This window comes from Candidatus Accumulibacter sp. ACC012, assembly GCF_907163155.1.
GTDB classification, from domain to species: domain Bacteria; phylum Pseudomonadota; class Gammaproteobacteria; order Burkholderiales; family Rhodocyclaceae; genus Accumulibacter; species Accumulibacter delftensis.
Genome location: NZ_CAJQUC010000017.1, coordinates 61,158 through 74,260 on the forward strand (window position 1 = coordinate 61,158; position 13,103 = coordinate 74,260).

Below are 13,103 nucleotides of genomic sequence, written 5' to 3' on the forward strand. Positions count from 1 at the left end.
CGGCACTACACCAGCCCGCACTTCATTGCGGGAAGATTGGGCCCATGTCGAGCTTCCTGCCGCGGCGCGGGAGAGCGGGTGCACGGCGCGACGCGCACTGCCCCATTGCCAGCGGGAAGACACCGCCTGGCATCACGAGGCCAGTTGCCCTGATCGCAACCATCTGTTCTGCAACAAGTTCCTGGCGAGCCTTGTGCCGAAACGAAATCGGGTTCGATCCCACGGCGTGAAACGAGGCAGTTGCGTCAAGTCACTCCGCGCATCGGCCACTCCCCACGCTGTGGTCACCGCAGCATCAAAACCCAGGCCGCGAATCATGTCGGCGTCCACCGCCCGATAGTCGACATCCGGTTTCCCATTGGGATAGGCAAACAAGCCTACCCGCTCCTGCAGCAGGGACTCCAGGAATTGCTTGCTCTCGGCAACCTCCGCCCTTGCGTCATCGGGCGACAAGCGGGCGAGAATCGGGTGCGTGACGGTGTGCGCACCTATCGTCATACCGGCACGACGCATCTTCTTCACCTGCTCCGAGGTCATCATCAGATCGGTCGGCAATCTGGCGCCTGAGACCTTGGCAACGTAAGTGGCCGCTTTGATACGTTCTTCAGGGTCTCGGTATTTAACAAGCTTAAGAACGGCGTCGATCGCTTGGCGAACCGCTTCGTCCGAGTTCAAGTCATGCGTCCCGAGCCCTTCATCCGAAAGATCAAGCCTTCTATTGCCACACTGGCGAACCGCCTCGACAAGCGTGTCGTTCCACATTCGTCCGCCATCGAGATAGCCGGTTGCGACAAAAAAAGTTGCGCTCAAACCATGCCGCTGAAGTATCGGCATGGCGACAGCGTAATTGTCGGCGTAGCCATCGTCAAAAGTAATTGCCGCAGCCCGCGGCGGCAGCGAATGCGCGTTCAGCCGCGCGACCGCCTCGTCCAGCGGAAGAACGTTAAACCACTGCTTCAACCAGCCAATGATCAGTTCGAACTGGGCGGCGTCCGGATCACACCTCATAACCGAATCCGGATGTGCGAGGACACGATGAAAGATCAGGATCGACAGGCGTCCTCGGGGCCCTCCGGGCGCCAGAACTCGAGCAAGAGTTTTCACAATCATGTCAGCACCTGCTGCGTGGTGTTCGCTGGAAGCGTTGCTTGAGAAGGCTGTACAGACGAGAAGCCGGCAGGTGTTTCTTGCGCCGGGTGCTCGTTCAACCACCGTTGACTGACCACCAGAATGACCATGATGTTGTAGGGCACGTCGAAATAGGAAAGACTCAGGAATGCCCCGCCGACCAGATAACCTACCAGCGAGACTTGGCACATCCCGGCCAGGGTATGAACCCACGCCGCCTCTGGTCGGTTAGCGGCTTGCTTGCGCGTTTGCGCCGCCACGCGGAAGGTCAGCCACCAGATAAGCACAAACAAGAACAGGCCGATATAACCATGCTCGCCCAGCACGGCGAAGAAGATGCTGTGTGCTGCCCGTATTATGGAGACCTCCGGCGGGGCATATATCGCAGCCGTAGCCCAGTCATACATCGAGAAACCCAAGCCCGTGACTCGGCTATTGGCGATGTTGATGGCTGTCCGCCAAGCGTCAAGTCGCCCTGAGGCGGACTCATCCTGCTCGTAGGTCTGTATGGTCGCCATTCGCGCTTCCCACGAGCCTGGCATGAAGGAAATCAAGGCAACGGCGACAATCAGGATTACCACGGCAACTGCAAACTTCCGATCGGAGCGATACCAGAACACCATGGCCATGCCAGATATTGCCACCAGACCTCCGCGTGACTGTGTGCCCAGCGCTGCCGCCGCCGCCAATAACATCAGTACTACCAGACCGCGACGCAACCACTGATTCGTAGCGACCAGGCGCAGGTAGTTCATCAGCGGGATGACCATGATCACGGCAACCGCGAATGCGTTGTTGTCCTGAAAGAAACCGCCGGGAGGACCCCAGACCCGATGTGCGCCACCGGTCATGATCGTAAAGAACCCACCCTTGAAGGCGTAGTAACCAACCGAGAGCATGATGACCCACACAAACACCTCGATGTGTTTCCGTTCGTGCAAGGCCATCAAGGCCACGAACGTCATTAGCTGAATCTTCAGGATGTCATTCAGCCGACTCGAGGACCCATCCAAATTCACGGCAAAGAGGGTCGTCAGACACACCCAAAGCATGAAGAGAAGCAGCGCAACCACGGGCGGCGACCAGGCCATGCGCAATTTGTCGCGCGTGATGACCAACGAAAGTAAGGCCGCACCCGCCGCGACAGCCGCAATCGGAGCAGTGGCCGCAAAGCCGTAGGCCAGCCTGTGGGGGTTCATGACGCTGATCCAGGTCCACAACATCACCGCCATCCACGTATGACGGAGCGCAAACGGCAGAGCCGCAAGGACGATGCCGACTATCAACAAATCACGCATTGCGTTCTCCCTGAACCCTGTTCAGGGTGGGTGCTCCCGCCAGGCAGTGCGCACCGGCAGCCACAGCGCAGAGGATTGCAGCGAGCGGCAACCAGATGCCTCTAGCGCAGACCTCTGGCCAAGCTGAGCCGGCTGCTTGTACAAAGACGGTCAAGGTGCCAATACGGCAGGAACCGGGAGCACGAACAGCTTCCCGACGCGGAATCAAGATGTTCTCCTTGCGCCAGCCACGCGCCGATAGGCGTCCAGCCACTGCGTTCGCACCCGGGGCCAGGCGTACCTCTCTGCCTGCAGCAGACCGGCCTGCCGCAAATCTGCAGCCAGCGAGACATCCTGCAAAACACGGAGCAGTTCCCGGGCCATGGCATCATGGTCGCCTATCGGGACCAGCAAGCCGGACACGCCCTGCTCAACCATGTCGGGAATCCCACCGGCACTGGTACTGACCACCGGCACACCGCTCGCGAAGGCCTCAAGAATGGAGATCGGCATGTTATCAACCGTACTTGGGTTCAGCAAGCAATCAGCCGATGCGTAGAGCGCCGGGATCTCAGAGTTTTCGATGCGACCCGAGAAGCAAACGCTGCTCTGCAAGCCTATCTCGGCGACCAGCGCCTGCAAACGGGAGAGTTCAGGGCCGCTTCCGGCGACGGTCAGGCGCGCCTGCGGGTATGACGGAACGATCTGCGCGAAAGCACGAATCGCGGTTGGAATGCCGTAGATCGGCTCCAGATTTCGGGTCACCACCACATGCGGCGAGTAAGCGAACGCGCGTGGCGGGCCTGGCGAAAAACGGGAGAGATCGATAATGTTCGGTATGACCTCGGCTGTTAAACCGTAACTTGAAAAGACCCCCTGAAGAAATCCTGAAGGAGTGACCCGAAGAGCCACCCGAGAAAGCAGGTAGCGCACGTGCCATGGGGCTCGTGAAAAAAAGGAATCCGCATTCCCGCCCCGATAATTGATGATCACGGGAATGCTCCGCAAGCGTGCGATCAAGATCGCCGGCACCGTTAACAGATGCCAGGACCACCCGGAATTAGCGAAGACATGAATCACCTGCGCCCGCCCCGCGCCCCGCCAAAGTTGCAGTAGGTACGGCAAAAGGCGAACGGCGGCGCGCAGTACCGGCAGCCTCCCCACCCAGGCTGGCCAGTAGGGCGCATTGGTACGTACCAGCTCGACGCGGCTCCCTTCTTCGCCAAATAGACGGACGAGTTGCTCACACTGATTGGCCATTCCACCGGAGGGTGGTGGCAGGGGGCCCACCACGCAGACCACCGGCCTCAGCGAGCCGCTATCGGCAATTTGCGTTGCATCGCCAGTCATTGCCAGTTCGCGCAAACTGAACGTTGCACGAGCGCTACGCTGATGCAGCTCAAACCGAAAGAGTGAACTCCCATGGGTGCCTTTCATTATTTTTCAAGCAGGTTTCATACACCGCGAACCGTTCGATCGAAACGCACGACCGAGTACAAACACGCGCGCCGCAGGAGCACGCTCCTTCGCCCCACACGCGCCCTTCGCTACGGTGCTTTCGAAAATTGCATGGCGGCACCAGAACGGGTCCTAGAGTATCCCGGTCCAGTAGCGACGACGAGGAAATCCGTCACGCCGCGTTTACATTCAGCTGCGGCTGCCTGGTGCTCAAGAAGTACAGCCGCCGGCCTGCGCGACCTGCTGCTGACTTACTTTGCTCTCCACATAGCGATACTTGCCGCTGGCCTCTGCCTCGATCGCTTCGACATATTCGATGTCCAGCCGAACACCCGCACCAAGCCTTGTACGGAAAGTGCTGCGCAGCTCCTGCTCGCTTGCTGATGGCCGAAAGCTAGCATCAGTCACCAGTTGCAGACGGCAAAATGACAGTGTTTCCTGGATCAGCTTGAAGCCATTAACCCCGGGCATGTCCCGCAGCACCATGGCAAATGCAATGGCGAGCACTACCGAACCGTCTTCAGCCAGGAGCACGTCATTGCTACGGCCGTGTATCTCTTTCAGCAATGGCAGACCACGACCGCAGGCGCATTGACCATCGTCGAGCACGGCCACATCGCCGTTGCGGTAGCGAACGAACGGAAAGCAACTGCTGTACAGGTGGGTCACCACCACATCGCCCGGCACGCCCGCAGGCACTGGCCTGCCCTGTTGGTCGACAATTTCGACAACGATATCCTCGGCGGTAATGTGCATTCCGCCCTGCGGGCAAGCGTGGGCGATGAAACCTGAATCACGACCACCATAGCCATTCGCAACCGGACAACCGAATACTCGTTGCAGCACATCGGCCTGATGTGGATACAGGCGCTCCGCCGTGCAAAAGGCCACCTTGATGCCGAGCTGGTTGAGAGGGACTCCTTGTTGCTCGGCCCGTTGTGCGATCAGCGTCATTGATGAGGGGTAACCGAACAACATTTTCGGTCGGAAGCGGCAGATTTCCGCAATGAAGCGATCCATATCTGTTGGCGACATCGTCGCCGACGGCAGCAGCCTGGTACGCAATAGCCAATCGCGGACCTGCTTGACGCGATCTTGCCGGGTCAATTCAATCGGACTCGACCAGATCACCATTTCGCGGTCACCGATATCAACGTCCCACCAACGCGTGGCACGCCATTTGGCCGCCACGTCGCGGCTGATGCGGGTCTTGCTGATGTTGAAGCGCAGGGGATCCCCGGTCGAGCCGGTCGTGGAAAATAGCCGCACTGCCTCTGGCGCACTGGAACGTAAGCGGTCGAAGTCGCGGCGGATGACATCCTTCGTCAGCACGGGCAAACGGGCCAGATCGCTAATGGCGGTGATCTCGGCGGGAACAAAATCCAGCGCGCGAAACAGATCGCGATAGTAGGGCACGTGCGCAGCGCAGTCGCTAAGGAACTCGCGTAACCTGGCCAGTTGCAGGGCGCGTAGTTGCTCCGCTGGCAGCCACTGGCTGCGCTCCAGCTCAAGTTTGACTGCCGTCGTGGAGTGCTTCTTGAGTTTTTCGTGCAGCGGGAACAGCAGGTTCGCTGCAAACGATGTGTAAATATCCATGCCCCTCCATCTCTGGCCGTCAACACCACGGCGGGATCAGCGCCGCCCTCCTGGAACTCACTCGCGCGTCGAGCAAGCGCGGACTACCGTGTAGCGACGAGCAGCAACGGCTTGGCCTGGAGAACGAGTTTCTGCTGCTTATTTTGACGAAGACCGCTGCCGCAGAGCAACTGTCCTCAGGCCGCCCGCCAGCTCTGTGCCGGCTGGCGCAAGCCGCGACAGCGGCGCAGTATCGGGCTGGCGAGCGCGGCTGATCATCCTAGCGCCTTGACTCGAACAGACGCGCAAAGGGTCGCTGATAGTTGGCGACGCTACGCTGCCAGTTGCGTTCCTGTTCGACGAAATGACGACCGGCCGCACGATAATCCGCCCAGCGGCTACCATCGGCGAGCAGTTGCAAGACCGCCTCAGCCAGCGCAGAAGCATCGCCGACCTTGAAAAGAATGCCGGTTTCGCCATGGCGGATCAACTCCTTGTGGCCGCCGACATCGGAAGCCACAAACAGGCGTCCCTGGGCCATGGCCTCAAGCGGCTTGAGCGGTGTAACCAACTCGGTGAGGCGCATTGAATGGCGCGGATAGGCCAGGACGTCTACAAGATCGTAATAGCGCTGGACTTCAGCGTGCGGGACGCGACCGGTGAACACCACTTTGTCGGCCAATCCGAGGCGGTCAAGCTGTTGCCTGAGCGCCTGATCCTGCGGGCCGCCACCGACGAGCAGCACGCGCACCTCGGGGCGCCCCCTGAGAATCTGCGGCAGCGCATCAAGAAGGAGATCGAGCCCTTCATACGCGTAAAAAGAACCGATGAAGCCAATCACGGTCGCGCCTTGCAGGCCCAGGCGCTCCTTGAGCGCGAGGTTGGGCTCGCCGCCGACAGCGAAGGATTCGATATCGACGCCATTGGCGATCACCGTCACTTTTTCGGCCGGAACGCCACGCGCGACGATATCGTTGCGCAAGCCGTTGCAGATCGTAAAAACGTGGTCGGCGCGCTGCAGGGCATGGGTTTCCAGGCGCCGTGTAAGGCGGTAGCGAAGACTGCCCTCGGTGGTGGTTCCATGATCGACCGCCGCATCTTCCCAGAACGCCCGCACCTCATACACCACCGGCAAACCCAGGCGCTTGCCAACGCGCAAGGCCGGAATGGCGTTAAGTACCGGTGAGTGGGCGTGCAGAATATCGGGCTTGACGATTTCGACCACCTCCATCAGGCGCTTTTCCACCTGGCGCATCACGCCCAGTTCATTGATGCCGGGCAGCCGCAAACCGGCAAGCGTTGGGGCGGCTGTGCGGTAAAAGTGCCAGCCGTCCACGTTTTCCTCGGCTGCCTGGCAGTTAAGCTGCTTCGGTGTGGTGAGATGAAAGGTTTGCCAGCCGAGCTTGCGCTGCTCGCGAAGGATCGAAAGCGTACGGAAAGTGTAGCCGCTGTGCAGAGGGATGGAATGATCCAGGATGTGCAGAATGCGCATGTTCATCGCCCCATCCGGCCACGGCGATCCAGCCTGCCATCGGCGTCACTGACGAAGCCGGTTGCCTTGCCGAAAACGGAGTCACTCCGAAAAATTGCCGCGATCCTGTCAGGAAGTACGGAGGAATCGGGCGAACGACGCTGCGTGCGGAGTAAGGAGAAGGATTTCACGGCTCAAGATAGCGGTCAATGATGGAGAGGTGCGCGTCCCAACTGTAGCGTGCCAATACGCGCTCACGTGCAGCCGTTCCGATCAATCGAGCCCGGTCTGGCTCGCCAAGTATCGCTTCAACCTGAGAAACAAACTGTGAAACAGTCCCTGCTGTCAGGAAATCCCGCTCCGGAATGGCATCGATGGCGGTCGAGCATTCCTGCGAAGCAACGACCGGCAAGCCCATGGCCATCGCTTCCAGGACTTTGTTCTGCACGCCGCGCGCCAGGCGCAGGGGGGCAACGACGACCGCCGCGTGGCGCAAATACGGGCGCACGTCGGGCACCGTGCCGGTGACGACGATTTGCTTTCCGGCCAGGGCCAGGACCGCGGCGGTTGGGCTGCGTCCGACAATGTAAAAACGGATGTTGGGCCAACTCTGCAACAAGGAAGGCAGAATCTCCGTGGCGAACCAGCTCACGGCATCGATGTTTGGCCAGTAGTCCATTGCGCCGGTGAACACGAGGGCTATTTCCTGCGAGTCGAAGGGCACGGGCAAGTCATGCTGCGGTGAAAAGTAATCGGCATCGACACCGTTACACATTGCTTCAACGTTGCCGGCGCACTCTGGTGCAAGGCCGCAAAACAGGTCCGCCTCGGCCTGGGTGACAAAGAACGATCGCCCGGACTGAACGGCCACCGAGCGCTCAAAAGCCAGTAATCTCGAACCCTCCCGCCGGTAGAGCCAGGACATTGGCCAAGGGTGTTGCGGCGCATACTGCACCCATTTCAGCGAGTCAACATCGACGAAATCGACCAGTTTGCGCCGTGACCCCCCCTCAACAAACATCGCCATGACCGAAGAAAAGACGACCACGGCATCGATTCCTTCGTCTCGCAGCATGCGGTCAACCCATGCCTGCAAGGCAGTATTGCGGTAATAGGCAAGTGTCAGCGCTTGACCGTTAAGCAAGCCCCTCAGGCTACGCAGCTTGGCAATCCTCGGAGAGAGCCGGGCAATATGCATCTGCGCACAATAGCTGGCAACAACCTCGACATAAGCCTCGTCCTGCGGGTCGTCGATAAAAGTGCCCAGGAACACCCGGTGCCGTGCAGCCAGGTGCTTGAGCAGGTGAAACGAGCGCACCTTGTCGCCCTTATTTGGTGGATAGGGTAAGCGGTGGACCAGGTAGAGAACATTGCTCATGTGACGCGTCGCAGGTTCATCTCGGTCCCTGACCTTCCGTTGCCACGGCGACCAGTTCGGCCGGAGCATCCAGCACATTGCGCAGGAAAGCCTCGAACATCAGCACCGTCCACAGCGGCGCGCTGTAGTCGCGTGCTCCCGACTGATGGGCATCAACGAGATGACGGAGATAATCCTGATTGAACCAGCCCGTCTCTGCCAGACGGGAACCGAGCACCGCTTGGCGGACTCGTTCCCGCAAGGGGCCACGAAACCAGCGCGCGAGCGGCACGGCGAAGCCCATTTTCCGACGATAAAGGATGTCGTGCGGCAGACTGGCCTCCATCGCCTTCTTCAGCAAGAACTTGCCTTCCTGTCCACACACTTTGAGCGACGACGGTTGCGTCGCCATCCATTCCACCAGCCGGTGATCCATCAGCGGTTCGCGGACTTCGAGCGAATGCGCCATGCTGGCACGATCAACCTTGGTATTGATGTCACCGACCAGGTAGGTCTTGAGATCGAGGTACTGGATCAGCGCCAGAGGGTCGTCAGTGCCAGCCTTGCCGGCGTGGTAACGAAAAACGTCCTGCGCGCTGTAGCCATCGATTTCGCGCCGGAAGCGGCCACTGAACAGCTTCGTTCGCATTGGCCCGCGCATGATCGACACGGAATGGAAATAGGCCTCGACCGCCGTTCTGGCCATGCCTTCGAAAGTGGTCTTGGCGCGAAAAATGCGCGGCGCCCAGTCCGCTTTCGGATATATCCGCCCGAGCACACCAAACAGGGGCCGCCGCACACCATACGGCAACGCCGAACGCAGACGCTCTTCCATCAAGTGCATGCGGTAGCGACGATAACCGCCGAAAGTCTCGTCGCCACCGTCACCGGAAAGAGCCACCGTCACATGCTTGCGCGCCAGCTGGCACACCCGATAGGTTGGGATCGCTGAACTGTCGGCATAGGGCTCGTCGTACAAGCGGGCCAGGGTGTCGATCAGATCGAAGTCGTCGCTGGCAACCAGTTCGCAATGATGATTGGTTCGATAGCGAGCCGCGACCTCCTGCGCGAAGGCGGCTTCATTGTAGGCTGGATCCTCAAAAGCCATCGAGCAGGTATTGACCGGCTCGTTGGACAGGCCGGCCATCAGCGCCACAACTGCACTCGAATCGACACCACCGGACAGAAAGGCGCCTAGCGGCACTTCCGAGATCATGCGCAGCCGAATCGACTCGCGCAGGATTTCGTTGAGTTTCTCACATGCCTCGTCTACCGGTAGCTGCTGGTCAAGGCTGAAACGCACGTCCCAGTAAGCCTTCGGCGCGGCCAGCGCTTGCCCGCGACGAACGCTCAACAGGTGCGCCGGCGGCAGCTTCCGGGCCTGGTGAAAGATCGTCCGCGGTTCGGCGACGTAGCCAAGGGCGAAGTATTCCTCGACCGCCAGGGGATCAATATCGCGCGCCAGGCCGCCGTGAGCCAGCAGCGACTTGAGCTCGGAGCCGAAAAGAAAGATGCCATCGGGCAACATCGCGTAGTACAGCGGCTTGACGGCCAAGCGGTCGCGCGCCAGGAAGAGCGTCTCGCGATTACGATCCCAGAGGGCAAAGGCGAACATGCCGCGAAAACGTTGCACGCAGTCCTCTCCCCAGGCCTCCCAGGCGTGAACGATGACCTCGGTATCGCTACGCGTATGGAAAACGTGGCCCAGCGCCTGCAATTCCGGGATCAGCTCCTGGTAGTTGTAGATTTCACCGTTGAACACCACGCAAACGCTCTGATCCTCGTTGTAGAGCGGCTGCTGGCCGGTGGAAAGGTCGATGATCGAGAGCCGGCGATGGCCCAGACCGACACCCGGTTCGAGGTGCAAGCCCCCTTCGTCGGGGCCGCGATGGTGCTGCGACTCGTTCATCCTCGAGAGGACGCGACGATCAATGTCACGCCGGCCACGGGTATCGAAAATTCCAGTTATTCCGCACATAGGTTTGTTTCAGTTTCCTTGTCGCTTTTTCTCGGCCGTCGCCTAGGGGTGAATCAAAGCCTTGCGGCCGGCCTTGCCGGCATTCACGCTCAGTAGTTGGTCGTAGAGACCCTGGTAACGCCCGCTCATCGCTTGCAGGCTGAAGTGCTGCTCGACCCTGGCCCGCCCCGCAGCCCCGGCGGCACGCGCCTGCTGCGGATCGTTCGCGTAACGGGCGATCTGCTGCGCCATCGCCGCTGGATCGGAAACCGCCACCAGTTCGCCCGAGCGGCCGGCTTCGATCAACTCGGCGTTGCCACCGACATCCGTCGCGATCACCGGCAGACCACTGGCCATCGCTTCGAGGATGGTGTTGGAGATGCCTTCGGCCAGCGAGGGCAGTACGAAACAGTCCAGACCACGCAGTATTTCGGGAATATCGTCACGCTGTCCCGGCAACCACGCCAAACCGGCTACGCCGGCCTCTGCGAGCATCGCCTGCGCGCGCGCGCGCAGCGGGCCGTCACCGATCATCACCAGTCGCAGACGGCTACGCAGCTCGGGAAACTCCGCCAGCACCCGGATGAAAGCCTGCGCCAATGTCGTCTGATCCTTGACCAGTTGCATACGCCCTACACTACCGACCAGCCAGCAGTCCGCATCGGTAAACGGGCAGCCGGCAATCGCCTGGCGTGAGCTGAGCGGATAGAAATGCTGCCCGTCGACGCCGTTATAAATCTGCGCAACACGGGTCGGCGACATACCGACCCGGCAAGTCAGATAATCTTCAAGATCACGCGACAGCGCTATGTAACGGCTGACGAACGGACTATAAAAGCGGCGCAGCCACTGGTTTTTCCGGTTCGAACCATCGAGGTCGCCCACATCACGACCATGCTCACCGTGGATACGCACGGGCACGCCAGCCGCCCAGGCCGGGATGGCGACTTCCAGTGCGGCCAGGTTGCGAGTGTGCACAATGGCCGGGCGCAAACGACGCAACAGTCGCCACAAGCGCGGATAGATCCAGAGCGCATGACCAGGCGGCTTTCCCAACGCAATGAAGCTGACGTCGTCACGAACGATGCGGCGCTTGAAGTCGGTGATCTCGGTCAGTGAAATGACCGCGTGACGATAAGCGGCGCGCGGCATGTGGTTGATCAGATTGACCACTCCGTTCTCGAGACCACCCACGTCAAAGCGGAACACCACATGGACCACCAGCGGACGCCGGTCCGCAGCGACCGTCATTGACCGTCCAGCGTCTGCCGCAGCGCGGCATTGATGGCTGGTCCGGCGGTACGCACGAAGTCTTCAAGTAGCGCCTCCCCGCTACCGCCGCCATCCAGCGGCGTGTAGAGGACGATCAGCGCCGAATCATCGCCTTTGCCGCTCAGGCGCGACAGCGCCATATAGGCTTTGGCCATGACCTCGCTGGCAGTCCAGCGCCCGTTGACCCAGTACCACTGCCAAACCAGCATCCGTAGCGGCGGCTGTCCGCGCAACACGACCGTGCGCACCTTGATTTCCTGTTCGTCAAACAGAATCGCGCGAGTTCCGCCAGCCACTTTCGCCCACAGCGGATCGTTGTTCCTGACCAGGGCATTGTTCGAACTGACCAGCTTGTGCTGTTCGTCCTGGTTCCGGTAGTAGGCGAGGAAGAGTCCCAAAGGGCGCCCGTCCTTCGCGAAGCTGGCCTGGCTACTCGCCGCGTAATTCTCGAAGCTTGGCTGCCACTCGTACAAGCGAGAATCGCTCGCCTGCCAGCCAGCAATCGGGCCGACGCGCGCCGCCTGAGCGATCTGCGGTGCACGATGGTCCTCGATCTGCAATTGCACGAAACTCCAGAAGCCGCCCACCAGGACGGTGGCGACGGCCGCGACCAGTGAACGCGAAGTCGCCGCAAGCGCGGGCGCCGCGGTGCGCGCCGTCGCCTGCGGCGGGTCCTCTAACTCGTCCTCCCGCCAGCGTGCTCCGATCCAGAACATGGCCAGGATGACGATACCGAAGAAGAGCCAGCCGTAGATCAGATGGTCGACGCCGACCGCCAACTTGTTGCCCGACAGATGGCCGATCATGACGATCATGTAGGCGCGGGCCCAGTTGGCGATAATCGGAACCAGGAAGGAAACGAGGACGAAAAGCAACCGCCGGGTCAACGAACGATAGGTGAGGTAGGCGAACAGCGTCCCGACGGTGACCGAAGCGATCAGGTAGCGAACACCGCTGCAGGCCTCGACCACTGACCAGCTGCCCGTTGGAATCACGAACCTCAGGCCTTCGGCATGCACCGGGATGCCGGAGAAACGCAAGCCAAGAATGGTGAAATGCGCGGTCCATTCCATCAGCTTGGGCATCGTGAAATCGCCGAATGGTACGGCGAAGAACAGGAAAAACAGCGGAAAGGCAATGTGCCGTGCGACTCCCCAGCCGAGGACCGCGGGGACGGCCAGTATCAGCATGGCCACCAGTGCAAACTGGGAAAGCGCATTGACCGCCGCTACCTCGCCGAGCAGCCAGGCAAAACCGACGCCGGCAATCAGGAACACCGCCAGAAAGCTGTAGCGGGGCGCCAGCACGGCGAGACTGGAACGAAGCCGCCAGATCAGCCACAAGGTGATCGGCGGCACGATAAAGCCGTGCGCATAGGTATCCGAGCGCTCCCAGACAGCTGCCATAGTCAACGCCGTCTCGCGAAAGAGGAGCAGGATAAGCAGCAAGGTCAAGACCAGCGTGGGAAGAGCGACACGCCAGGCCGGATCAGCGGCAAGCGAGGTCGGGCGGAGTACGGCTTGGTTCATGGCGTGGCTTTCAACAGGCGAAAACACTCAAGAATCAGCGAAGGTAGTAAGGTTAGCGAGTTCATGTTTTCATCGATTC

Annotated in this window: 9 protein-coding genes; all 9 read right to left on the reverse strand. The window is 60.5% G+C overall.

Translation table 11 applies throughout. The features are described 5' to 3' along the window. Positions 1-132: 132 nt before the first annotated feature. Complete coding sequence (locus tag QZ648_RS16820; protein ID WP_291997735.1) at positions 133-1,110, reverse strand: polysaccharide deacetylase family protein; 978 nt, start codon at positions 1,108-1,110, stop codon at positions 133-135. Continuing rightward, on the reverse strand, positions 1,107-2,426 hold the full coding sequence (locus QZ648_RS16825; RefSeq protein WP_291997736.1) for a putative O-glycosylation ligase, exosortase A system-associated: 1,320 nt from the start codon (positions 2,424-2,426) through the stop codon (positions 1,107-1,109). Before QZ648_RS16825 ends, QZ648_RS16820 begins: the two co-directional genes overlap by 4 nt. Before the next feature lie 204 nt (positions 2,427-2,630). Then, positions 2,631-3,842, reverse strand: a complete 1,212-nt coding sequence (locus tag QZ648_RS16830; protein ID WP_366144171.1) for a glycosyltransferase family 4 protein — start codon at positions 3,840-3,842, stop codon at positions 2,631-2,633. A 231-nt stretch (positions 3,843-4,073) separates the two neighbouring features. Then, positions 4,074-5,459 (reverse strand): AMP-binding protein, encoded by a 1,386-nt coding sequence (locus QZ648_RS16835; RefSeq protein ID WP_291997737.1) that lies wholly within the window; start codon positions 5,457-5,459, stop codon positions 4,074-4,076. Positions 5,460-5,718: 259 nt separating this feature from the next. After that, positions 5,719-6,930: a TIGR04063 family PEP-CTERM/XrtA system glycosyltransferase gene (locus tag QZ648_RS16840; RefSeq protein ID WP_169066856.1), complete on the reverse strand. Its 1,212-nt coding sequence runs from the start codon at positions 6,928-6,930 to the stop codon at positions 5,719-5,721. A 166-nt stretch (positions 6,931-7,096) separates the two neighbouring features. Further along, entirely contained in the window at positions 7,097-8,287 is a 1,191-nt protein-coding gene (locus QZ648_RS16845; RefSeq protein ID WP_169066843.1) for a TIGR03087 family PEP-CTERM/XrtA system glycosyltransferase, read from the reverse strand. Between the two features lie 16 nt (positions 8,288-8,303). Further along, the gene (locus QZ648_RS16850) at positions 8,304-10,244 is read right to left on the reverse strand and encodes an XrtA/PEP-CTERM system amidotransferase (protein ID WP_291997738.1); all 1,941 of its coding nucleotides are present in this window, start codon (positions 10,242-10,244) and stop codon (positions 8,304-8,306) included. A gap of 42 nt (positions 10,245-10,286) precedes the next feature. Further along, positions 10,287-11,474, reverse strand: a complete 1,188-nt coding sequence (locus tag QZ648_RS16855) for a TIGR03088 family PEP-CTERM/XrtA system glycosyltransferase (protein ID WP_169067062.1) — start codon at positions 11,472-11,474, stop codon at positions 10,287-10,289. Next, complete coding sequence (xrtA, locus tag QZ648_RS16860; RefSeq protein WP_169067063.1) at positions 11,471-13,024, reverse strand: exosortase A; 1,554 nt, start codon at positions 13,022-13,024, stop codon at positions 11,471-11,473. The genes QZ648_RS16855 and xrtA overlap by 4 nt, the downstream gene beginning before the upstream one ends. Positions 13,025-13,103 lie beyond the last annotated feature (79 nt).